The organism is Pseudomonas sp. VI4.1 (assembly GCF_002029345.1).
Classification (GTDB): domain Bacteria; phylum Pseudomonadota; class Gammaproteobacteria; order Pseudomonadales; family Pseudomonadaceae; genus Aquipseudomonas.
In genome coordinates this window covers 209441-232313 of record NZ_MULM01000184.1, presented here as the reverse complement: position 1 = coordinate 232313, position 22873 = coordinate 209441, and the positions used below count along the sequence as shown (strand labels likewise).

Annotated in this window: 23 protein-coding genes; 11 read left to right on the top strand and 12 right to left on the bottom strand. The window is 59.8% G+C overall.

Features of this window, described 5'->3' with window-relative positions:
- Positions 1 to 43 precede the first annotated feature (43 nt).
- Positions 44 to 241 carry a YbdD/YjiX family protein gene (locus BZ163_RS33150; protein WP_054616680.1) on the bottom strand — a complete coding sequence of 66 codons (198 nt, stop codon included), beginning with the start codon at positions 239 to 241 and terminating at the stop codon, positions 44 to 46.
- A gap of 15 nt (positions 242 to 256) precedes the next feature.
- Positions 257 to 2323 (bottom strand): carbon starvation CstA family protein, encoded by a 2067-nt coding sequence (locus BZ163_RS33145; RefSeq protein WP_128874464.1) that lies wholly within the window; start codon positions 2321 to 2323, stop codon positions 257 to 259.
- A gap of 158 nt (positions 2324 to 2481) precedes the next feature.
- Between BZ163_RS33145 and BZ163_RS33140 the strand changes: the two genes are divergently transcribed.
- A complete protein-coding gene (locus BZ163_RS33140; protein ID WP_128874463.1) occupies positions 2482 to 2847 on the top strand; it encodes a PilZ domain-containing protein in 366 nt (121 codons plus the stop codon).
- 130 nt (positions 2848 to 2977) lie between these two features.
- Here the strand turns inward: BZ163_RS33140 and radA are convergent, their stop codons facing one another.
- Positions 2978 to 4345 carry a DNA repair protein RadA gene (gene radA / locus BZ163_RS33130; protein ID WP_064675792.1) on the bottom strand — a complete coding sequence of 456 codons (1368 nt, stop codon included), beginning with the start codon at positions 4343 to 4345 and terminating at the stop codon, positions 2978 to 2980.
- A 643-nt stretch (positions 4346 to 4988) separates the two neighbouring features.
- Between radA and mscL the strand changes: the two genes are divergently transcribed.
- The gene (gene mscL / locus BZ163_RS33125) at positions 4989 to 5405 is read left to right on the top strand and encodes a large-conductance mechanosensitive channel protein MscL (RefSeq protein ID WP_128874462.1); all 417 of its coding nucleotides are present in this window, start codon (positions 4989 to 4991) and stop codon (positions 5403 to 5405) included.
- A gap of 40 nt (positions 5406 to 5445) precedes the next feature.
- On the opposite strand, the gene BZ163_RS33120 is transcribed toward mscL, so the two are convergent.
- Positions 5446 to 6222, bottom strand: coding sequence for a ferredoxin--NADP reductase (locus BZ163_RS33120; RefSeq protein WP_128874461.1), 777 nt, complete (start codon positions 6220 to 6222; stop codon positions 5446 to 5448).
- 309 nt (positions 6223 to 6531) lie between these two features.
- Between BZ163_RS33120 and BZ163_RS33115 the strand changes: the two genes are divergently transcribed.
- Both BZ163_RS33115 and BZ163_RS33110 read left to right on the top strand, forming a co-directional pair.
- Positions 6532 to 7263 carry an autoinducer binding domain-containing protein gene (locus BZ163_RS33115; protein ID WP_128874460.1) on the top strand — a complete coding sequence of 244 codons (732 nt, stop codon included), beginning with the start codon at positions 6532 to 6534 and terminating at the stop codon, positions 7261 to 7263.
- 179 nt (positions 7264 to 7442) lie between these two features.
- Positions 7443 to 8567: a class I SAM-dependent methyltransferase gene (locus tag BZ163_RS33110; protein WP_128874459.1), complete on the top strand. Its 1125-nt coding sequence runs from the start codon at positions 7443 to 7445 to the stop codon at positions 8565 to 8567.
- A 75-nt stretch (positions 8568 to 8642) separates the two neighbouring features.
- Here BZ163_RS33110 and BZ163_RS33105 read toward each other — a convergent pair whose 3' ends face one another.
- From BZ163_RS33105 to BZ163_RS33095, 3 genes are read right to left on the bottom strand one after another with little or no spacing between them, the layout of a single operon-like run.
- Positions 8643 to 8810 (bottom strand): DUF2474 domain-containing protein, encoded by a 168-nt coding sequence (locus tag BZ163_RS33105; RefSeq protein ID WP_064680606.1) that lies wholly within the window; start codon positions 8808 to 8810, stop codon positions 8643 to 8645.
- A 58-nt stretch (positions 8811 to 8868) separates the two neighbouring features.
- Complete coding sequence (gene cydB, locus BZ163_RS33100) at positions 8869 to 9876, bottom strand: cytochrome d ubiquinol oxidase subunit II (protein ID WP_128874458.1); 1008 nt, start codon at positions 9874 to 9876, stop codon at positions 8869 to 8871.
- 3 nt (positions 9877 to 9879) lie between these two features.
- Positions 9880 to 11319, bottom strand: a complete 1440-nt coding sequence (locus tag BZ163_RS33095) for a cytochrome ubiquinol oxidase subunit I (RefSeq protein WP_128874457.1) — start codon at positions 11317 to 11319, stop codon at positions 9880 to 9882.
- Positions 11320 to 11729: 410 nt separating this feature from the next.
- Here BZ163_RS33095 and BZ163_RS33090 point away from each other — a divergent pair, with 410 nt between their 5' ends.
- Complete coding sequence (locus BZ163_RS33090) at positions 11730 to 12968, top strand: MFS transporter (protein WP_128874456.1); 1239 nt, start codon at positions 11730 to 11732, stop codon at positions 12966 to 12968.
- Here BZ163_RS33090 and BZ163_RS33085 read toward each other — a convergent pair.
- Genes BZ163_RS33085 through BZ163_RS33075 form a run of 3 tightly spaced genes read right to left on the bottom strand, consistent with a single transcriptional unit; the run spans position 12965 to position 16681 of the window.
- Positions 12965 to 15166: a xanthine dehydrogenase family protein molybdopterin-binding subunit gene (locus BZ163_RS33085; protein ID WP_128874455.1), complete on the bottom strand. Its 2202-nt coding sequence runs from the start codon at positions 15164 to 15166 to the stop codon at positions 12965 to 12967. The two genes, BZ163_RS33090 and BZ163_RS33085, sit on opposite strands and share 4 nt — an antisense overlap.
- Positions 15159 to 16151: a xanthine dehydrogenase family protein subunit M gene (locus BZ163_RS33080; protein ID WP_128874454.1), complete on the bottom strand. Its 993-nt coding sequence runs from the start codon at positions 16149 to 16151 to the stop codon at positions 15159 to 15161. Before BZ163_RS33080 ends, BZ163_RS33085 begins: the two co-directional genes overlap by 8 nt.
- A complete protein-coding gene (locus BZ163_RS33075) occupies positions 16148 to 16681 on the bottom strand; it encodes a (2Fe-2S)-binding protein (protein ID WP_128874453.1) in 534 nt (177 codons plus the stop codon). The genes BZ163_RS33080 and BZ163_RS33075 overlap by 4 nt, the downstream gene beginning before the upstream one ends.
- A gap of 138 nt (positions 16682 to 16819) precedes the next feature.
- On the opposite strand from BZ163_RS33075, the gene BZ163_RS33070 reads away from it, so the two are divergent.
- Positions 16820 to 17077 carry a type II toxin-antitoxin system RelE/ParE family toxin gene (locus BZ163_RS33070; RefSeq protein WP_128874490.1) on the top strand — a complete coding sequence of 86 codons (258 nt, stop codon included), beginning with the start codon at positions 16820 to 16822 and terminating at the stop codon, positions 17075 to 17077.
- Positions 17078 to 17090: 13 nt separating this feature from the next.
- On the top strand, positions 17091 to 17378 hold the full coding sequence (locus BZ163_RS33065; protein WP_128874452.1) for a HigA family addiction module antitoxin: 288 nt from the start codon (positions 17091 to 17093) through the stop codon (positions 17376 to 17378).
- Between the two features lie 6 nt (positions 17379 to 17384).
- Here the strand turns inward: BZ163_RS33065 and BZ163_RS33060 are convergent, their stop codons facing one another.
- Together BZ163_RS33060 and BZ163_RS33055 are read right to left on the bottom strand one after the other, a co-directional pair.
- Positions 17385 to 17936, bottom strand: a complete 552-nt coding sequence (locus BZ163_RS33060; protein WP_128874451.1) for a DJ-1 family glyoxalase III — start codon at positions 17934 to 17936, stop codon at positions 17385 to 17387.
- Between the two features lie 66 nt (positions 17937 to 18002).
- The gene (locus BZ163_RS33055) at positions 18003 to 18449 is read right to left on the bottom strand and encodes a DUF4879 domain-containing protein (protein WP_128874450.1); all 447 of its coding nucleotides are present in this window, start codon (positions 18447 to 18449) and stop codon (positions 18003 to 18005) included.
- 222 nt (positions 18450 to 18671) lie between these two features.
- Here BZ163_RS33055 and BZ163_RS33050 point away from each other — a divergent pair, with 222 nt between their 5' ends.
- The 4 genes from BZ163_RS33050 to aroQ all read left to right on the top strand — a co-directional run bounded on the left by BZ163_RS33050 (position 18672) and on the right by aroQ (position 22872).
- Positions 18672 to 19967 carry an NCS2 family permease gene (locus tag BZ163_RS33050; RefSeq protein WP_128874449.1) on the top strand — a complete coding sequence of 432 codons (1296 nt, stop codon included), beginning with the start codon at positions 18672 to 18674 and terminating at the stop codon, positions 19965 to 19967.
- Positions 19964 to 21043: a tRNA (uridine(54)-C5)-methyltransferase TrmA gene (gene trmA, locus BZ163_RS33045; RefSeq protein WP_128874448.1), complete on the top strand. Its 1080-nt coding sequence runs from the start codon at positions 19964 to 19966 to the stop codon at positions 21041 to 21043. The genes BZ163_RS33050 and trmA overlap by 4 nt, the downstream gene beginning before the upstream one ends.
- A gap of 167 nt (positions 21044 to 21210) precedes the next feature.
- A complete protein-coding gene (locus tag BZ163_RS33040) occupies positions 21211 to 22122 on the top strand; it encodes a LysR family transcriptional regulator (protein WP_128874447.1) in 912 nt (303 codons plus the stop codon).
- 309 nt (positions 22123 to 22431) lie between these two features.
- Positions 22432 to 22872, top strand: a complete 441-nt coding sequence (gene aroQ, locus BZ163_RS33035; RefSeq protein WP_064675777.1) for a type II 3-dehydroquinate dehydratase — start codon at positions 22432 to 22434, stop codon at positions 22870 to 22872.
- Position 22873: the final 1 nt, after the last annotated feature.

Genomic DNA, 22873 nt, shown 5'->3' with positions numbered 1-22873 from the left:
CCAGCAAGCCCGCTCCTACAGGTTTGTATTGCCTAGTGCTGCATTAGCAACACTTGGGCCCACCCTTGCCACCGTAACGCGCTTCCTGACGTTCGCGGAAGAACATCTCGTAGCTCATCACCGGTTTGTCCGGGTGTTTGTTCTGCATATGCTCCACGTAATTGTCGTAGTCGGGCATGCCGACCATCAGGCGCGCGGCCTGACCGAGGTATTTACCGAGGCGACTCAGGTCATTGAACATGTTTGCAATCCTCGATCAAGCATCCGGCAGGGCCTGGAACGGTGCTTCTTTATCCGTACGTTCCTTGGTGCCCCAGGCGGCAATACCGACCTTGAGCGCATAGAACAGGATGCTGAACACCACGAACAGGAACAGCGCCGTCAGCGTGGCGTTGGTGTAGGCATTGAAGATCACGTGCTGCATTTGGGTGATGTCCTTGGCCGGGGCGAGGATCTGGCCGTTGGCCAGGGCATCGCTGTATTTCTTCGCCAGCGACAGGAAGCCGATCGCCGGGTTGGCGTCGAACAGCTTGATGAAGCCGGCGGTGGTGGTACAGATCAGCAGCCAGACCGCTGGCAGCATGGTGACCCAGACGTAGCGCTGGCGTTTCATTTTGATCAGCACCACCGTCGCCAGCATCAGCGCGATCCCGGCCAGCATCTGGTTGGAGATACCGAACAGCGGCCACAAGGTGTTGATGCCGCCCAGCGGATCGATCACGCCCTGATACAGCAACCAACCCCACATGGCCACGCAACCGGCGGTGGCGATCAGGTTGGCGGTCCAGGACTCGGTGCGTTTCAGCGCCGGCACGAAGGAACCCAGCAAGTCCTGGAGCATGAAACGGCCGGCACGGGTACCGGCGTCCACCGCGGTGAGGATGAACAGCGCTTCGAACAGGATCGCGAAGTGGTACCAGAATGCCATGGTGTTTTCACCCGGCAGGAGACTGTGCAGGATCTGCGCAATACCGACCGCCAGGGTCGGTGCACCGCCGGCGCGAGCCAGGATGGTGGTTTCACCGATGTCCTTGGCCACCGCTTGCAGCGCTTCCGGGGTGATTGCAAAACCCCAGCTGCTGACGGTCTGCGCCACAGCCACCACGTCACCACCGACGACTGCCGCCGGGCTGTTCATGGCGAAGTACACGCCCGGTTCGATCACCGAAGCCGCCACCATCGCCATGATGGCGACGAAGGATTCCATCAGCATGGCGCCGTAACCGATGTAACGGGAGTTGACCTCGTTATCCAGCAACTTCGGGGTGGTGCCGGAGGAGATCAACGCGTGGAAACCGGAAACCGCGCCACAGGCGATGGTGATGAACAGGAACGGGAACAGACCGCCCTTCCACACCGGACCGGTGCCGTCGGTGAACTGGGTCAATGCCGGCATTTTCAACTCGGGCATGGTGACCAGGATGCCGATCGCCAGCGCCACGATGGTACCGATCTTGAGAAAGGTCGACAGGTAGTCGCGCGGCGCCAGGATCAGCCAGACCGGTAACGAGGCGGCCACGAAACCGTAACCGACCAGCATCCACGTAATCTGCACGCCAGTGAAGCTGAACGCCTTGGCCCAGACCGGATCGGCGGCAATCTGCCCACCCAGCCAGATCGAGCCAAGCAGCAGCAACACGCCGACCACGGAGATTTCACCGATGCGACCCGGACGGATGTAGCGCATATAAATGCCCATGAACATCGCGATCGGGATGGTCGCCATCACTGTGAAAATGCCCCACGGGCTTTCGGCCAGGGCCTTGACCACGATCAGCGCCAGCACCGCAAGGATGATGATCATGATCAGGAAGCAGCCGAACAGCGCGATGGTGCCGGGGATGCGGCCCATTTCTTCACGGACCATGTCGCCCAGGGAGCGGCCGTTGCGGCGGGTGGACATGAACAGGACCATGAAGTCCTGCACCGCACCGGCCAGCACCACCCCGGCGATCAGCCACAGCGTACCGGGCAGGTAACCCATCTGTGCCGCCAGGACCGGTCCCACCAGCGGTCCCGCACCGGCGATGGCGGCGAAGTGGTGACCGAAAAGGATGTGTTTGTTGGTCGGCACGTAGTCCAGACCGTCATTGTTGAGCACGGCGGGGGTGGCCCGGCGCGGATCGAGTTGCATCACATTGGTAGCGATGAACAGACTGTAGTAACGGTACGCAACCAGATAAATGGCCACGGCGGCGACCACGATCCACAAGGCGTTGATCGGCTCGCCTCGGCGCAATGCCACGACGCCCAGCGCACACGCGCCCACGATTGCCAGCAGCAGCCAGGGTAGGTGGCGTAGCAGGCCATTATTATTTTTCATTTTATGATTCCAGCCAGGGTGGACAAGAAAGACAGCCATCCCGAGTTTAGCTCGCCTGACAACAAAGGCCATACCCCGATAGTGGTCGGGACGCCTGCCTGGCTCGCAGGCCTTGCCATTACAGGTCTATAGTCAGCGAACATTTCGAGGATCGCGCCATGAGCGAGCACCCTGATCGCCGACGTTTCAAACGTATCGCGTTCGATGCCAGAACCGAACTGGGCCAGGGGGCATTTATCTGGCCGGTGAGGTTGATCGACTTGTCACTCAAGGGGCTATTGATCGAAAAACCCGAGCCGTGGCTGGGAAATCGGCAACAGGATTTTTTCGTCGACATTCATCTGAGCGATGAAATCGACATCACCATGGACCTGCGCCTGACCCATGACGACCACGGACAGCTCGGTTTCGCCTGCCTTCACATCAGCCTGGAATCCATCGAGCGTCTGCGGCGCTTGATCGAGTTGAATCTGGGTGATCCGCAGGAGCTGGAGCGGGAATTGGGCGCACTGATCGAAACCTGACGGCCTACGACATCCCAATGAGGGAGCGGACTTGCTCGCGAAAACGGTCCTCCATTCAACATTGATGTCGTCTGATCCGACGCCTTCGCGAGCAAGCCCGCTCCCACAGGGAATGTGTCCAACCAGCCGGCTACTCGAATAACGCGTCGAGGGCCTGTTCCAAGCGAGTGACGGCAATGATCTGCAACCCGGGCGGAGCCTCCTTCGGCGCATTGCCCTTGGGCACGATGGCACGCTTGAAGCCGTGCTTGGCGGCTTCTTTCAAGCGCTCCTGGCCGCTCGGCACCGGACGCACTTCGCCCGATAGCCCCACCTCACCGAACACCAGCAAATCATGCGGCAGTGGCCGATTGCGCAAACTGGACATGACCGCCGCCATCAGCGCCAGGTCGGAGGCCGTTTCCAGCACCTTCACCCCACCGACCACATTGAGGAACACGTCCTGGTCGTGGGTCGGAATGCCGCCGTGACGGTGCAGCACCGCCAGCAACATCGCCAGGCGATTCTGATCCAGCCCCAGCGTTACCCGACGCGGGTTAGCCAGGTGGCTGTCATCCACCAGGGCCTGGACTTCCACCAGCATCGGCCGGGTCCCCTCCCAAGTCGCCATGACCACACTGCCGGGCACTTCTTCCTGAGCACGGGTGAGGAAAATCGCCGACGGGTTGGACACTTCTTTCAAGCCCTTGTCGGTCATGCCGAACACCCCCAGCTCGTTGACCGCGCCGAACCGGTTCTTCACCGCCCGCAGCAGACGCAAGCGCCCATCGGACTCGCCTTCGAAATACAACACTGTGTCGACCATATGTTCCAGCACCCGCGGCCCGGCCAGTGCGCCTTCCTTGGTCACGTGGCCGACCAGGAAAATCGCCGTACCGCTCTGCTTGGCATAACGCACCAGCAACGCTGCGCTCTCGCGAACCTGGGAAACACCACCCGGCGCCGATTGCAGTTGTTCCGTGAAGATCGTCTGGATCGAATCGATCACCATGACCTTGGGCTTTTCCTGCCGGGCCGTGGCGATGATGGTTTCGATGCAGGTTTCGGTCATGACCCGCAATTGATCCTGAGGCAAGCCCAGACGGCGGGCGCGCATGGCCACTTGTTGCTGGGACTCTTCGCCGGTGACGTACAGGGCGGGCATGCTCTTGGCGAGATTGCACAAGGTCTGCAACAAAATGGTCGATTTGCCGATGCCGGGGTCGCCACCGATCAATACTACCGAACCGTCCACCAAGCCCCCACCCAGGACGCGATCAAGTTCGCCGGAAGCGGTGGAGAAGCGCGGGATCTCTTCGACACTGACTTCGGCCAGGGTCCTGATCTGCGCCTGCTGCCCGGTCCAGCCGGTGCGACCGCTGGGAGCTGCGGCGCCGCCGCTCTCGACCATGGTTTCCGTCAGGGTGTTCCAGGCACCGCACTCACCACACTGGCCGGCCCACTTGGGAAAGGTTGAGCCGCACTCGGTGCAGCCGTACATGCGCTTGGCCTTGGCCATCTGAACTCCCGGCAAAAACCGCGATGATAGCTCAGTCGGACCGGATCGGCGCGAGGCAGTCGCCTGACGGTTCTTCTACACCAAGTAGCAGGTATCCAGGATAAAGGCACCTTGTTACAACAAGGCAATACTTATACACAGCGTGCGCTTACGCTCATACAAACAGCGGCCTTATCCATTAAACACCGATCAAACTTATACAAACCTTTACACCTCGACTTCTGAACGTACAATTTCGCTACAACAAGCCGAATTAATGAACATTACTCGGCACAGGACAGTCACCCTGACCTCGACCCTTGAATATTTCCGGCGAGCTTTATCTAAACCAAGCAAACCCATCGATCAAACATCTCTGGCACTTACCGGACATCCGCCTGTATGTCCGGTGTTATCAAGTGTTCCACCGCGACCGATAGACGCCGTTGAACGACCGAAAAAATGACTGCTCAGATAGCGAACATCATCCCTGGAGGATCGGCTCCACGGGTTCAGCTCGCGCATACATGATGGCGATTTGTAAACTTTTTACTGATGATCCGGTCGATAGCAGGCGAGCATCGTAAGTCAGTGTTTCGAGCAAGAAGCATTTTGCTGAATTACACTGCTGGCACCTACCTCATCTGTAACAAGGAAATAACCCATGGGCGTGATCAGTGAGTTCAAGGCCTTCGCGGTCAAAGGCAATGTGGTCGACATGGCCGTCGGTATCATCATCGGCGCCGCCTTCGGCAAGATCGTTTCGTCGGCCGTCGGTGACGTGATCATGCCGCCCATCGGCCTGTTGATCGGCGGGGTGGATTTCAGCGACCTGGCCATCACGCTCAAGGCCGCCAACGGGGACGTCCCGGCGGTGGTGCTGGCGTATGGCAAATTCATCCAGAGCTTGATCGACTTCATCATCGTCGCCTTCGCGATCTTCATGGGCGTCAAAGCCATCAACCGTCTGAAACGCGAAGAAGCCGTTGCGCCAACCCTGCCGCCGGTTCCCACCAAGGAAGAAGAGCTGCTGGGGGAGATCCGCGACCTGCTGAAGGCCCAGAACAATCGGCCTGAGTGATGTTGTGGAGGCAAAAAATGGCGTCTTCGGGCGCCGTTTTTTACCAATAATTTTCCACAGCAACGTGTCCAGGTCGCCGGCTGAGACTCAAGTGCATGTGACGCTGTTTAAGCAATGCTCGCGTGTCATCGATCATCTGCGGGTTGCCGCAGAGCATGACCCGCGAATGCTCGGGCGTCAGCGCCACGCCGGCCGCTTGCTCCAGCTCACCCTTTTCAATCAGTGTGGTGATCCGGCCACTCAAGGCGCCAGGATGCTGCTCGCGCGTGACCGTGGCGATGAACTGCAACTTGTGAGCGTGCTCCGCTAAATAGTCACGCTGCGCCAGACCCGCAATCAGCTCCTGATAAGCCAGTTCCCGGGCTTCGCGTACGCTGTAGACCAGGATGATTCGCTCGAATTTTTCCCAGACCTCGAAGTCCTGCAGAATCGACAGGAACGGTGCCAGGCCGGTGCCTGTGGACAACAGCCAGAGGTCACGCCCGTCGATAAAGCGATCCAGTGTCAGGTAACCGAAGGCCTGACGGTCGACCAGCAGCGTATCGCCGACTTCCAGCCGGCTCAGTTCACTGGTGAATTCCCCCCCCGGCACCACGATTGAGAAGAACTCGAGGAATTCGTCATAGGGTGACGAAACCATGGAGTAAGCGCGCCAGACCGTGCTGCCATCAGCCTTGGTCACCCCTAACCGGGCAAATTGCCCCGCTCGAAAGCGAAACCCCGGATCCCGGGTGGTCCGCAGGGTAAACAGGTTCGGGGTCAACGGCTGAACGTCGAGCAAGGTCTGGCGCGTGAATTTTTCTAGACTGGCAGTCATGGGTCGCTCCATACAACGGATAGCGTCCAGTGTCCCGCAAAGCAAGGGAAGTTAACACCGACGATTTGTAGTGCCTTTACAAGGGTCATCGACTGATTCATTTCACGTTTTTTTCACAACTACCCAGACCAGCCAAATCATATTAAACATGACATTCAAACTCCGTGTTGTATTAGAACTGGATATTTAAATTTTAATGTCCCGGCAATCTAAAAATTCTCACAACGAAGTAGGAATAGTCCTACACTCGGGACGTGCTGGATCTCGGATCCAATTTGGCGCCAAACGGAAAGAGAATGGAGACCTATGATGGAAAGGTGGATGGAGTCACAATTAAACCAACTGTCGTGCACAACGGAGATGGATACCGCCTACCGTATAGCACTTGGCTTCGCGAAAAATATAGGGTTCAAATTTTTCGCATTTTCAACAACTTATAAAACGAATCTCGATCAATCCGAAACTATCAAGTTCAACAACTACCCTGCTGCCTGGAACAAGGAATATGAACAGAAGCAAATGAGGGCAATTGACCCGATAGTGGCTCATTGCAATCATTCCATGTTGCCTATTCTTTGGAGTGAAGAACTCTTCGCCCCTGTACCAACACTATGGGAAGCGCTTGAAACCCAAGGCCTGCAGCACGGCTGGTCACACGCCATTCATGACGAAGACCGGGGGTTTTGCAGCATTCTGAGTCTGGCTAGAAGCCATTGCCCGATCACCCCGTTCGAGCTGTACGAACATCTTGGCTTCTCAGTCTTCATGGGCCGCCATCTGCATGCCTTGATCGCGCAGACCTTGCCAAAAAAAGCCGCGGCACCGCCCGCGTCGCATTTGTCCACCAGGGAAATCGACGTATTGAAACTGGCAGCCGATGGCAAGACCGCCTATGAGAGCGCCAGAATTCTCAACCTCAGCCCGCGCACCATCAATTTTCATGTGCAGAGCGCGATTGTGAAACTCGGCGTCAACAACAAGATTGCGGCAGTCATCACCGCAGCCAAGGAAGGCTATCTCAGTAGCAATGCGATGCGATGATTGATAAAACCTGCGAGTAATCCAGAAGAAAAAAACGTACCATTTGCGGTCCTTCCTGAGTGATGACGTGTGAAGCTTCACGACGCAGTACGCTCGGATGGTCTCGCGCGCAACCCATGCCCCCAGGCCGCGGGAGACCTGTTGATTGTCCCTGTCGATTTCCCCAGAGTCCCCGCGCCATGCCCTTGCTCGAAACACCCTTCGCCCGACTTGACCTGATCCGCCAGCCCGAACAGCAGAACGAACCGCTGCAGGCATTTGATGCCGCGGATGAATACCTGCTCAATTATCTGGCCGAACAGCAACCGGGCACGGACTCTCGAGTGTTGGTGCTTAACGATAGCTTCGGCGCATTGGCCGCCAGCCTGCAGGGCAAGGTCCGGGTGATCAGCAGCGGCGATTCGTTCCTGGCCTTTCAAGGGCTGGAGAAGAACCTGATCCGTAACGGCCAGGCATTTGATGCGGTGCAGAGCGTCCCTGCCAGCGAAATGCTGACGGGGCCGTTTGACCGGGTATTGGTCCGGGTGCCGAAAACCCTGGCCTTGCTGGAGGAGCAACTGATCCGTCTGCAAGGTCAGTTGGCACCGGGCGCCCAAGTGATTGCCGGCGCCATGATCAAGCACCTGCCCCGCGCTGCGGGCGATCTGCTGGAGCGTTACATCGGGCCGGTGCGCGCCTCGCTGGCGGTGAAGAAAGCCCGGCTGTTGATCGCTGACGCTGAAGCCAAGGTTCCGGCTATCTCTCCTTACCCGACTCGCTACCTACTTGACGAGCCTGCGATCGAACTGCTCAACCACGCCAACGTATTCTGCCGCGAAGGGCTGGATATCGGCACTCGGGCATTTCTGCCGCACTTGCCCAGCAATCTCGGCGCGGCACGGGTTGCCGACCTCGGTTGCGGTAACGGTGTCCTGGCCATCGCCAGCGCTCTGCAAAATCCTGAAGCCCTTTACACGCTGGTGGACGAGTCGTTCATGGCTGTGCAATCGGCGACCGAAAACTGGCACAAGGCGCTGGATGATCGGCCAGTCATTGTGCGTGCCGGCGATGGTTTGGCCGGGCAGGAACCCCAGTCTCTGGACGTGGTGCTGTGCAACCCGCCGTTTCACCAGCAACAAGTGGTCGGCGACTTCCTGGCCTGGCGGATGTTTCAGCAGGCACGTGAAGCGCTGGTGGTGGGCGGCGCGTTGTACATCGTCGGCAACCGTCACCTGGGTTATCACAGCAAGCTCGCGCGCCTGTTTCGCGGAGTCGAACAAGTGGCCGCCACGCCCAAGTTCGTGATCCTCAAGGCCCGAAAATAATTCATGCAAAAAAACCCTCCGCTAAGGAGGGTTGTAAATCCGTGCCGCGAGGCAACGGGATGGGATGTTGCGCAATCAGTGGGTCGACAAGCCCGCGGCGTTCATGAACATGCGCATCAGGCTCGCGACGATGAACAGCGCCACCACGCTGCCGGTCCAGATCATCGCCAGCCAGCCCAGTCGTTGCCACAGCGGCTTTTTCTCTGCTGCTTCGATTTCCTGCAAGGAATGTTTGCCAGCCATCATCGCGATCTCCTCTGAAACGGCGCAGGTATCAGTGCCTGCACCCCTATCGTGTGCTCTAGTGGTAGCCATCTTCGTGGGTGACCTTGCCGCGGAATACGTAGTAGCTCCAGAAGGTGTAACCCAGGATGAACGGGATGATGAACAACGTCCCTACCAGCATGAAACCCTGGCTTTGCGGCGGTGCCGCGGCGTCCCAGATCGAGATCGAGGGCGGCACGATGTTCGGCCACAAGCTGATGCCCAGACCGCTGTAGCCGAGGAAAATCAGGACCAGGGTCAGCAGGAACGGCGTGTAATGCGCATTGCGGGCCACGGCGCGAATCAGTCCGTACATGGTCACCAGCACCAGAATCGGCACCGGCAGGAACCAGAACAGGTTTGGCAGGGTGAACCACCGGGCGGCGATCTCGGCGTGCGCCAAAGGTGTCCAGATACTGACGATACCGATCACTGCCAGCACCACAAAGGCTAATGGCCGCGCCAGGTCGTGCATCTGCTCTTGCAACTTGCCTTCGGTTTTCATGATCAGCCAGGTGCACCCGAGCAGCGCATAAGCCACCACCAGCGCCGCGCCACAGAACAGGGTGAATGGCGTCAGCCAGTCCAGCGAGCCACCGGCGAACTGGCGGTTGACGACCGGCAACCCATCAATGAACGCACCCAGCGCCACGCCCTGGAAGAATGTGGCGGCAATCGAGCCACCGATGAATGCCTTGTCCCAGAGGTGGCGCTTGTCGTCCTTGGCCTTGAACCGGAACTCGAAGGCCACGCCACGGAAAATCAACCCGATCAGCATGAATATCAGCGGCAGGTACAACGCCGAGAGCACCACCGAATAGGCCAGCGGGAACGCGCCAAACAACGCCGCCCCGCCCAGTACCAGCCAGGTTTCGTTGCCGTCCCAGACCGGCGCGACGGTGTTCATCATGACGTCACGGTCGGTCTTGCCCTTGATGAACGGGAAGAGAATGCCGATGCCCAGGTCGAAGCCGTCCATGACCACGTACATCATGATGCCGAAGATGATGATCACGGCCCAGATCAGCGGAAGATCGATACCCATGATTCAAATCTCCTTGGTCAGGCTGGGGCTGCTATCAGCGTCGGCGTCATCGTCGGCAGCGGACAGCGGACGAGCCGGTGTGCGTTTCTTGCCTGGACCACCCTCGGGCGTTTCCTTGCCTTCGTCGATCTTCGGCCCTTTGCGCACCAGGCGCATCATGTAACCCAGACCGGCACCGAACAGCGCGAAATACACCACGACGAACAGGACCAGCGTGATGCTCATCTGCATGAAACTGTGATTGGAGGATGCATCCGCCGTGCGCATCAGGCCGTAGACCACCCACGGCTGACGGCCGATTTCAGTGGTGAACCAACCGGCGAGGATCGCGATCAGGCCGGACGGCCCCATCCACAGCGCCAGATACAGGAACGGCCGCGAGGTGTACAGCTTGTCGCTTTTGCGCAGCCACAGACTCCACAGACCGGTAAAGATCATCAGCATGCCCAGCCCCACCATGACCCGGAACGACCAGAACACGATGGTCGAATTCGGCCGGTCTTCAGGTGGGAAGTCCTTGAGCGCCGGCACCTGTTTGTCCAGCGAGTGTGTGAGGATCAGGCTGCCCAGGTAAGGAATTTCGACCGCAAATTTGGTCCGTTCCTCTTTCATGTCCGGCCAGCCGAACAGGATCAACGGAGTCGGTTCATCGCCGTGGTTCTCCCAATGGCCTTCAATTGCGGCGATTTTCGCCGGCTGATGCTTGAGGGTATTGAGACCGTGGAAGTCACCGATGACGGCTTGAATCGGCGCCACGATCAAGGCCATCCACATCGCCATCGAGAGCATGGTGCGGATCGCCGGATTGTCCTTGCCCCGCAGCAAGTGCCAGGCCGCCGAGGAGCCGACGAAGAATGCGGTCGCAACGAACGCCGCTGTCGACATGTGCAACAGGCGATACGGGAACGACGGGTTGAAGATCACCGCGAGCCAGTCCACCGGAATCACCTGGCCATTGACGATTTCGTAGCCTTGGGGGGTTTGCATCCAGCTGTTGGAAGCGAGAATCCAGAAAGTCGAGATCAGGGTGCCGATGGCGACCATCACCGTGGCGAAGAAGTGCAGATTGCGCCCCACCTTGTTCCAGCCGAACAGCATGACCCCGAGGAAACCGGCTTCGAGGAAGAACGCCGTCAGCACTTCGTACGTCAGCAACGGCCCGGTCACAGAACCGGCGAAGTCCGAGAAGCGACTCCAGTTGGTGCCGAACTGATAGGCCATGACCAGCCCCGAGACCACGCCCATGCCGAAGTTGACGGCAAAGATCTTCGACCAGAAATGGTACAGGTCGCGGTAAGTGTCGTTGTTGGTCTTCAGCCACAGCCCTTCGAGCACCGCCAGGTAACTCGCCAGGCCGATGGTGATGGCCGGGAACAGTATGTGGAACGAGATGGTGAACGCGAATTGAATTCGGGCGAGATCGAGTGCCTCCAAACCGAACATAAGTCTTCCTCTGTCAGGTGATACCGGCTGAAGGCCTGCGGCCTGCACCCACTGCTCCCACGGATATGGAGTGTGGCGAATTCGAATTCGTTCTTTTTTTGCAAACATCACATCGTAGGGAGTCTGGCCAACTGGCCACCGGATCAATTCCACAAGGGTCTTGATCTGGATCAAGCATGGGTAAAAGAGTAGTCCGGTTTTCGGCGATGGACGGTGTGGTCTTTTGCCGCGTGACAGGTTGCCTCATAGCGTTGGTCATGAACCGCAACACATTTGCAGGGTGTGCGACGTCCTGTGGCCAGGGGGCCTTGCTGGATCGGTACCTGGCTAACTAAATCCCCCAAGGCTGCAACTTCTGGTTACAGGTTGGTGATAATCTCACCCTTCCCTCTGTTCAGATTTGCCCTCCGATGCCCAGCCAAGCCCCCTTGCTGTTACGTCATCACCGCCCTTTCATCGCGTTCTGGCTGGCTCGGGTCTTTACCGCCAGCGGCTTTCAGATGCTCACCGTGGCCATCGGCTGGAACCTGTATCAGTTGACCGGCAATGTGCTCGACCTGGGCCTGGTCGGTCTGGTGGAATTTGCCCCGCGGGTGCTGTTCATGCTGCACACCGGGCATGTCGCGGACCGTTATGACCGGCGCAAGGTCGCGGCGATCTGCCAATCCCTGCAAGCCCTGATAGCCCTGTCACTGGCCATCGGCAGTGCGACCGACCATGTCACCCGGGAAATGATCTTCATCCTCGCGTTCCTGCTGGGTGCCGCACGCTCTTTCGAAATGCCGACCACCCAGGCCCTGCTGCCGAGCATCGTGCCCAGTGCACTGTTCCCGCGCGCCGTCGCCGCCGCCCAGTCAGCCCAACAATCGGCGACCATCGTCGCCCCGGCCCTCGGCGGCTTGCTCTACGCCTTCGGCAGTGTCTGGGTGTATGGCCCGACCGTGATCCTCTACATCATCGCCTGTGCGCTGATGCTCAACCTGCCCGGCCGGCAGACACCGCTGAACAAGGGCAAGGCCACCCTGGATTCGTTGCTGGCAGGCATCCGCTTCATTCGTAGCCGTCCGGATATCCTCGGGGCGATTTCCCTGGATCTGTTTGCGGTCCTGCTCGGCGGCGCGACCGCGTTGCTGCCCGTGTTCGCCAAGGACATTCTGTTGACGGGCCCTTGGGGCCTGGGCCTGTTGCGTTCGGCCCCGGCGGTGGGGGCGTTGCTGATGTCGCTCTGGCTGGCGCGGTTCTCCGTGGATCGCAAGGTCGGGCGAGTGATGTTCACCGCCGTCGGCGTGTTCGGCGTGGCGACTATTGCCTTCGGCCTGTCGACCTCCTTCTGGTTTTCCCTCGCGGTCCTGGTGGTGTTGGGCGCAGCGGACATGATCAGCATGGTGATCCGTGCCTCCTTCGTGCAACTGGAAACCCCCGACGAAATGCGCGGCCGGGTCAGCGCCGTGAACGGCCTGTTCATCGGAGCCTCGAACCAGTTGGGCGAGTTTGAATCCGGCCTGACCGCCCATTGGTTCGGCACGGTGCCGGCGGTGGTCATGGGCGGCATCGGCACGCTGGTGGTGACCGGGGTCTGGATCAAACTGTTCCCGACCCTGGCCAATCGCGACCGCATGCACGTGCCGGTGGAAGAAGCCCGGGCCTAAAGCAGCTTGTCCAGGGTGATCGGGAAATCCCGCACCCGTATGCCGGTGGCGTGATAAATGGCATTGGCCACGGCTGCCGCCACCCCGACGACGCCGATTTCGCCGACGCCCTTGGAACCCAGGGCGTTGACGATCTCGTCGTGTTCTTCGACAAACAGTAGGTCAATATCGCCGATGTCGGCGTTTACCGGGATGTGATACTCGGCCAGGCTGTGGTTCATGTGGCGGCCCAGCGCGTGGTCGGTTTGTGTCTCTTCGTGCAACGCCATGCCGATGCCCCAGACAACGCCGCCAAGGATCTGGCTGCGAGCCATTTTCGGATTGACCACCCGGCCTGCGGCGATTGCACTGACGACCCGGTTGACCTTGACGACGCCCAGGTCTTCGTCGACCAGTACCTCGACGAACACCGCCGAGTGAGTCGCGGTGGCATAGGCTTCGCGTTTCTTGTCGGGTTCGGCGTCCACCTGAACCTCGATCGCCTCTTCCCCGCTGTTCCGGGCCAGGTCGGCCAATGCCACCCGCGCCTCGCCGAAGGTCAATTGCCCATCTTCGAAAACGGCCTGTTCAGCGGTTACTCCAGCGAACGCCGCCGACGTCTGCCGGGCGACGGCGAGCAATTTTTCCTTTAAAGCTTCGCAGGCTTGCTGCACCGCAGTGCCCACTGACGAGACTGTGAACGATCCTCCCTGCAACGGCGCAGTGGGTAATGAGGAGTCGCCAAGGATAAAGGTGACATCCTTCATCGAAACGCCTGACGCCTGCGCGGCGATTTGCGTCATCACGGTGTAGGTGCCGGTGCCGATGTCTGTCGTTGCGCTGCTGACTGTCAGTTTGCCATGGTGATCGAGGCTGGCTTTGGCACTGGCCTTCTGTTGCATGGCCTCCCAGACGCCACCGGCCATGCCCCAGCCCACCAGCTGCCGGCCCTGGCGCATGCTGCGGGGTTCGGGATTGCGCTGCTCCCAGCCGAAACGCTTGGCGCCCTGGGCATAACACTCGCGCAGTTCTTTGCTGGAATACGGCTTGTCTTCGTTCTGATTGCGCTCGGCGTAGTTGATGAGGCGCAATTGCAAGGGATCGATCGCCAGGGCGCAAGCCAATTCATCCATGGCACACTCCAGGCCGATCAGCCCCAGCGCCGCTCCCGGGGCGCGCATGTCCAAGGGCGTGAACACATCCAGCGGCAGTAGTTTGTAGGTCAGCTGCACGTTGTCACAGTGATAGAGCATGCCGCTCCACTCCACCACATGCTCGGTGAAATCTTCGAATCTGGAGGTCTGGCCGATGGCGGTATGGGCGACCGCCAGCAGACGACCATTGGCCGCCGCCCCTATTTGCAGGCGCTGCAACGTGCGGGGTCGGTAGCCGAAAGTGAACATCTGCTGCCGTGTCAGCGTCACACGTACCGAGCGCTGGAGCGACAGCGCCGCCATGACCGCCAGTACGAGTTGATATTGCGGACGCAAGCCCGAGCCGAACGCGCCACCGACATAAGCCGCGAAAATTCTGACTTGCTGTTTCTCCAGTCCAAAGACCTTTTGCACATAGGACTGACAGTTTTGCGTGCCCTGGGTCTTGTCGTGGATATGCAGACTGCCATCGGCCTGATACAGGACTGTGCTGGCGTGCGGCTCCATCGGGTTGTGATGTTCGATCGGCGTGCTGTAGTTCAGGTCGAGGCTGATGGCCGCGCCGGCAAATTCCTTCTGAAAATGCCCACGGGGTTTGGGCAGTTCGGCGGGGGCCTCGCGGGCTTCGCCTTGCAGCTCTAGCAGATCGGTCTGATGCGCTTCGGTTTCGTATTCGATCACCACCAGTGAACCGGCGTGGCGCGCCAGTTCAAGGTTATCGGCGACCACCAGCGCCAGCGGTTGGCCGCTGTACAGCACCCGGTCGTTGTACAAGGGGCGGAACGGCGACCCTTCGGCCGAGTCGGCATCCTCGTAGGGCTCGTCGTAACTGGCGATTTTCGGCCGGTTCGTGTGATCGATGACCGCGATGACACCAGGCAGCGCCAATGCCTTCGATGCATCAACCCGCACTACCCGCCCCCTGGCGATGGTGCTGGAAACGACGCTGCCGTGAAGCAGGCCTTCCTCGGGAAACTCGCCGGCATAACGTGCCTGACCGGTCACTTTCAGTTGGCCGTCGACCCGATCCAGCGGCTGGCCCATGGGCTGTGTGAAATTATTCATCAAGCTGCCCTCCCCGCGCGGCATCGCTCAGGGCGCGGACAATGGCCCGCCGCGCCAGTTTGACTTTAAACGCGTTGTGTTCGAGCGGTTCGGCGTTTTGCAGCAGGGTATCGGCGGCGACGGTGAAGGTTTCACGGCTGGGCGCCTTGCCCGTCAGCCAGCTTTCGACGGCCTTGTCGCGCCAGGGCTTGTGCGCCACGCCACCCAGGACCAGCCGCGCTTCATGTATGACGGACCCGGTCATCTCGAGCGCCGCGGCCACCGAGACCAGTGCAAAGGCATAGGACGCGCGATCGCGGATCTTCAGGTAATGACTGTGCTCGGCGAAACCGGCAGCGGGCAGTTCAATGGCCGTGATCAGCTCATCGTCGGCCAGTTGGTTGTCACGTTCCGGAGCCTCGCCGGGCAAACGGTGAAAATCGGCAAATTCGATGCTGCGCACACCGCCACGACCCTGCACATGGACCACCGCCTCCAGCGCAGCCAGGGCCACGCACATGTCCGATGGATGCGTGGCGACACACTGCGCACTGGCGCCAAAGATGGCGTGGATTCGATTCAGACCGTCCCGAGCCGGGCAACCGCTGCCGGGCTCACGTTTATTGCACGGCACGCTGGCGTCATAAAAATAATAACAACGGGTGCGTTGCAACAAATTGCCGCCAGCGCTTGCCATATTGCGCAATTGCGGCGAGGCGCCCGCCAGGATGGCCTGGGACAACAGCGGGTAACGCTGCTCGATCAAGGGGTGCCAGGCCAGGTCGGCGTTGCTGACCAGGGCGCCGATCATCAATCCACCCTGGGCCGTTTCGTCGACTTCACGCAGGGGCAGGCCAGTGATATCGATCAGGCGCTCGGGACGGGTAACGTTTTCTTTCATCAGGTCCAGCAGATTGGTCCCGCCTGCAATGAAACGCGAAGCGGGACCTGCGAGATGCACGGCATCCTGCACCGAATCCGGCTTGCTGTAGTGGAAAGGGTTCATAGGCCACCTCCTTGACCGACACCCTGGCGGCAAGCGGGAAGCGCCTCTTCGATGGCATCGCGGATGTTGTTGTAGGCGCCACAGCGGCAGAGGTTACCGCTCATCCCTTCCTTGATCTGCTCGCAGGTCTGCGCCCGCCCTTCATTAGCCAGTCCCACTGCGGAGCAAATCTGCCCTGGCGTGCAATATCCGCATTGAAAGGCATCATGCTTGATGAAGGCGCGCTGCATCGGATGCAGGTCATCGCCGTCGGCCAGGCCTTCGACCGTGACCAGCTCGGCACCATCGCACATCACTGCCAGCGTCAGGCAGGCGTTGACTCGCTTGCCATTGAACAGCACCGTGCAGGCGCCACATTGGCCGTGGTCGCAGCCTTTTTTTGTGCCAACCAGGTCCAGTTGCTCACGCAGCAAGTCGAGCAATGTGGTCCAGGGCAGGACCTCGAGCTGACGGTGCTGACCATTGAGGGTCAGATCCAGCGGGAGACGGGCGAATGACGGCTGCGCAGCGTCGGGAGTGGTCGCGCTCATAAACACCTCACGGTTGGTCGTACGTTCGCGGCGTTTTCGCAAACCGCCGTCATATGGGGTACGACTTCGGGGAAGGTGAGAGTGTTCAAGGGAATTGATGGGCGCAGGAAATACCTGAATACCACCCGATGCACAAATTTGCCGATCAGGTGCAATTATGAAACAGGTTCGACTCGTGGCATTCGCTCAGATCACGCGAAACGCCTGTCTCGAATGCTGCAATTCATGGACCGCGCACAGGCACCTGGCGATCTCGACCTGCCCGGATGGCGATTACACCCGCTCAGGGGAGAGTTAGCGCAATACTGGTCCCTGAGCGTTTCAGGAAACTGGCGCGTTATTTTTCGTTTTTCAGGTTCGGATATCGAGCTGGTCGACTATCTGGACTACCACTGACAGGAGGCAGGACATGCCTATGCACAACCCGCCACACCCTGGCGAAACACTATTGACAGATATACTGCCCGAGCTGGGCATCAGCGTCACAGAGCTGGCCCGGCACTTGGGGTTTGCGCGTCCGCATTTATCACGGGTATTGCATGGCCACGCGCCGATCAGTCCGGATCTGGCCGTACGTCTGGAGCGGGCCGGGATTGGCAAGGCGCGCATGTGGCTAGGGGTCCAAACCGATTACGATCTCTGGCAAGCCGAGCATCGTGAGCAACCGGCGATCCAACCCATTGCCGTCCACGCCTGACAACCGCTAGACCACCAACGCCCCCGACACCGCCGTGCGCGTGGCTTTGCCGCAGAGTTGTTCCACCAGCGTCAGCGCAAACTCAAGCGCGCCACCCGAGCCCTGGGCGGTGATGCAGTTGCCGTCGACCACCACTGGCTGGTCGACGAAGTTGCAACCCGACAGTTGATGGCTGGCCGATGGCAGGCAGGTCATACGCCTTTGGCGCAGGACGCCGAAGGTTTGCAGTGCGAGCGCCGGGGCCTCGGCGATGCCGGCGAACAGGCGTCCGGCCGCCGCCTGGTCCTTGACCAATTGTTGCAAGGGTTGATGCGCCGCCAGATGTTGCGCTCCCACGGCCCCACCCGGGAGCACGATCAGATCGAACGGCTGGGCCAGCAAGTCCACCAGCATCGCATCGGAGGTCACTCGGGTGCCACGGGCACAGGTGAGCATGCGCCGCCCCTCGATGCTGGCCACCACCACTTCGACGTTGGCACGGCGCAGCACATCGATCAGGGTCACTGTTTGCAGGTCATCGATGCCCTCGGCGAGGGTAATCAGTGCTCTTGAGGTCATGGGTGCAGTCCGCTGAATGATCTTTAAAGCGTAGTCAGCTTTCCCGGCTCTCGTTCGAGCCTGGCGCTACTTGATGTAAAGCTGCGTCGACAGGGTGTTGCCCGGGGCGTTGATCGAGGTATTGCTGAAGGTGAACGTACCCTCCTGTTTGCCTGCCAGATCGAAGACATACAAATAGCCGACCGTTTTTTTCCCTACGGTGCATTCGGTCAGGTTGCCATTATCAAACGCACAGATCGGGGTCCGGGTGCCGTTCACCGCAAAGCCGTCCAGCCCGACATGCGCGCCACGACCGTAGCCGACTTCCAGCACGTAGACCCGGATGTTCGCGCCGCTGTGATTGCAGCGTGTCTGCTCCTGTCCCTGTGCAATGTCTTCAAAACCACAGCCCGGTGACTCGACCTTGAGCACTTTCACCTGACTCAACGGCGGCGCCGAGGCAGCCAAGGCGATTTGCGCCCCCGCAAACAGGGCCATCAATAGTACGGATCCGACAACCAGCCCTTTTCTCATGCAATACATAAGCCCCCCCAAACCAGCGCGCAGTATGGCTCACTTGGCTTTAACGCAAAACTTCGACGACGATCGCAGCCATAAGCAGTCATAACCCCACTCTGCTGGTATGATGCGCGGCTTTTTCCGACCTACAGCAAATTATCGGGCGCCTGCGGTGGTCTGTGCTTTGCTGTTGAAGTCGATACATTCACGGCGCCTGGCGCGCCACGGGGAGCAGACATGCTGGAAAGGCTGTTTCAACTCAAGGCACATGACACCAACGTGCGGACCGAGATTCTGGCGGGCCTCACGACCTTTTTGGCCATGGCCTACATTCTGTTCGTCAACCCGAGCATCCTTGGCGAGACCGGCATGGACAAAGGCGCGGTGTTCGTCGCGACCTGCCTGGCAGCCGCCTTCGGTTCCACCGTGATGGGCCTGATCGCCAACTACCCGATCGCCCTCGCGCCGGGCATGGGCTTGAACGCCTTCTTCACCTATACCGTGGTCCTGAACATGGGGCACACCTGGCAAGTGGCGTTGGGTGCGGTGTTCATCTCGGCGGTGATGTTCTTCCTGCTCTCGATCTTCCGTATCCGTGAATGGATCGTCAACAGTATCCCGTTGCCCCTGCGTTCGGCCATTGCCGCCGGTATCGGCCTGTTCCTGGCGCTGATCGCCCTGCACAACGCCGGCATCGTCGTCAGCAACCCGGCGACCATGCTCGGCCTCGGCGACCTCAAGCAACCGGCACCGATCCTCGCCACCCTGGGCTTTGCCCTGATCGTCGCCCTCGAAGCCCTGAAGGTTCGCGGCGCCGTACTGATCGGCATCCTGGCGGTGACCATCACCTCTATCGCGATGGGCTTTACCCCGTTCGGCGGCGTCATGTCGATGCCACCGTCGCTGGCGCCGACCTTCCTGCAACTGGACATCAAAGGCGCACTGGACATCGGTCTGGTCAGTGTGATTTTCGCGTTCCTGTTCGTCGATCTGTTCGATAACTCCGGCACCCTGATCGGTGTGGCCAAGCGCGCCGGCCTGATGGGCAAGGATGGCCACATGCCAAAAATGGGCCGCGCCCTGATCGCCGACAGTACCGCGGCCATGGCCGGTTCCTTGCTGGGGACTTCAACGACGACCAGCTACATCGAATCCGCCGCTGGCGTGAGTGCCGGTGGCCGCACCGGCCTGACCGCTGTCGTGGTTGCGATCCTGTTCCTGCTGGCGTTGTTTTTCTCGCCATTGGCCGCCAGCGTTCCGGCGTTCGCCACGGCACCTGCCCTGCTGTTCGTCGCGGTACTGATGACATCCGGCCTGGCCGAAATAGACTGGGACGACATTACCGTTGCCGCACCGGTCGTGGTCACCGCCCTGGCCATGCCATTCACTTATTCCATCGCCAATGGCATCGCCTTCGGTTTCATTTCCTGGACCGCGATCAAACTGCTGTCCGGTCGCGGCCGTGAATTGAATTCGGCGCTGGTGATCCTGTCGATTCTGTTCGTGATCAAATTGGGTTGGTTCAACGCATGACTTTTGATACCCAGGCTTACGCCGTTCAACTCGAAGAAAAGGTCACGCGCCTGCGTGATCTCCTGGCCCCGTTCGATGCGCCAGAACCTGCCGTGTTCGACTCGCCGCTGCAGAACTTTCGCCTGCGCGCAGAATTTCGCCTGTGGCGCGAAGGCGGCGAGCGCCATTACGCAATGTTTTCCCAGGAAGACAAACGCACACCGATCCTGATCGAAGAATTTCCGATCGCCAGCCTGCGCATCAATCAGTTGATGCCGCAGCTCAAAGCGGCCTGGCAAGGCAGTGCGGCGCTGAGTCACAAGCTGTTCCAGGTGGAGTTCCTGACCACCCTGGCCGGCGATGCAATGATCACGCTGTGCTACCACCGTCCGCTGGACGAGCATTGGCACGCAGCCGCCTCGAAACTGGCAGCCGAGCTGAATGTCAGCGTCATCGGCCGCTCCAAGGGCAAGCGCGAAGTCATCGGTCATGATTACGTGATCGAGAAACTGGAGGTCGGTGGCCGCACGTTCAGCTACCGCCAGCCGGAAGGTGCGTTTACCCAGCCCAACGGCACGGTGAACCAGAAGATGCTCAACTGGGCTTATGACGCGCTGGGTGATCGAACTGACGATTTGCTGGAGCTGTATTGCGGCAACGGCAACTTCACCCTGCCGCTCGCGACTCGTGTGCGTAAGGTGCTGGCCACCGAAATCAGCAAGTCTTCGGTCAATGCGGCACTGAGCAATCTCAGCGATAACGCGGTGGATAACGTCACCCTGGTGCGCCTGTCCGCCGAGGAGCTGACCGAGGCGTTGAACGAAGTGCGCCCGTTCCGTCGCCTGCACGGCATCGACCTGAAGAGCTACGAGTTCGGTAGCGTCTTCGTCGACCCGCCCCGCGCGGGCATGGATCCGGACACCTGCGAACTGACCCGGCGCTTTGACAACATTCTGTACATTTCCTGCAATCCGCAAACGCTGGCGGCCAACATCGCCCAACTGCACGATACCCATCGCATCACTCGCTGTGCGATGTTCGATCAATTTCCGTGGACCCATCACATGGAATCCGGGGTGTTGTTGACCCGTCGTTGATCGCAGTTGCCGCCTACGAATCAGCCGTCGTCACGACGGCTTTTTTGTGGGCGCTCAAAGTGCCGATTTGCCCGAGCCGGGCTGCCAGTCGAGACGCCTGTATTTGTGTGGCGGAATTTGATAAATACAGAATCAGCCACTCCATTTGATCCCTGGTGTAATCAATCATGCAGCGACTATTCGACGATCTTCAACTGGGCAGCATCGAGCTGTTTTGCCTGGCCGCCGAGGCCGGTAGCTTCACCGCTGCCGCGCTGGTGGCCGGCGTGACGCCGGCAGCCGTGAGCCGATCGGTGTCGCGCATGGAAGAACGCCTGGGCGTGCGGCTGTTCGCACGCACCACCCGCAGCGTAAAACTGACCGACAGTGGCCGGCGGTACTACGAAGAGTGTCGCCAGGCGCTGGCGCAACTGGTCGAGGCCCAGCGCGAGGTCATGGGCCAGCAGCAGGAGCCTTCCGGCACCTTGCGCATCAGTATCCCCACCACGTATGCCCATCACCGCATCCTGCCGCTGCTGCCGGCGTTTCGGGAGCGCTTTCCGGCGGTGAAGGTCGAGTCGCACATCAGCAATCGCAATATCGATTTTGTTGGTGAAGGCTATGACATGGCCATCCGCGTACGGGCGATTCCGGATTCCGGCCTCATCGCCAGGCACCTGGAAGATGCAGCGTTGGTGATGATCGCCAGTCCCGACTACCTGAAACGTACCGGCACTCCGCAAACCCTGGACGACCTTGCGCAGCATGAATGCATTCAGTACGAACTGCCCAGCAGCGGCCGGCGCATTGCCTGGTTGTTCAACGACAATGGCGTGCAGCGCGAGATGCTTGCCGAAGGCAGCCTCAGTTGTTCCGACGACGTGCTCGGAGGCGTGACCCTGGCCAAACATGGGGCGGGGCTGTTTCAGACTTATCGCTTCATCGTCGAAAACGAATTGGCCGAGGGTTCGCTGGTGGAAGTGCTCAAGCCTTATGGCGGACGTTCGCGCCCATTCACCCTGCTTTATCCGCAAAGTCGTCATGTGCCGCTGCGATTGAGGGCTTTCATCGATTTTCTGGTCGAGCATCTTCCGCGCTGAAAAGATCGCAGCCTGCGGCAGCTCCACATTTGGAATGCGTTCTCCTGTAGGAGCTGGGTTGCCAGCGAAGGCGTCCGTTCAGCGATAAATATGTTGACTGACCCACCGCTTTCGCTGGCAAGCCAGCTCCTACAGGTTTTGCGCCAGACTTCAATCCCGAACACCCCACGATCTTTCCAATGTTCGATCACCGCACACAAAAACCGCAGTCGCTGTCTCTGCAATTGACCAAATTAACCATTCAGTACATTTTATCTCCACAGGCCGGAACCCTCGGCCGATTCCAAAAATAATAAGTGGAGACACGCGATGCCCCCTATCGTCCTGGTGCTCAACGGCCCCAACCTGAACCTGCTCGGTACCCGTGAACCGGCGACATACGGTCACGAAACCCTGGCCGATGTTTCGGCATTGTGCGCACGGGCCGCCGAAGAGTTCGGTCTGGCGGTGGAGTTTCGCCAGACCAATCATGAAGGCGAACTGCTGGACTGGATTCACGCCGCCCGCGGCCGTTGCGCTGGAATCGTCATCAACCCGGCGGCCTGGACCCACACCTCGGTGGCGATCCGCGATGCCTTGGTCGCCAGCGAGCTGCCGGTGATCGAAGTCCACCTCTCCAACGTCCATGCCCGCGAGCCATTCCGCCACCACAGCTTCGTTTCAGCCATTGCCACCGCAGTCATGGCCGGTTTCGGCAGCCACGGTTATCGCCTGGCGCTGGAACATTTCAGCCTGCGTTTGAAGGGGTGAA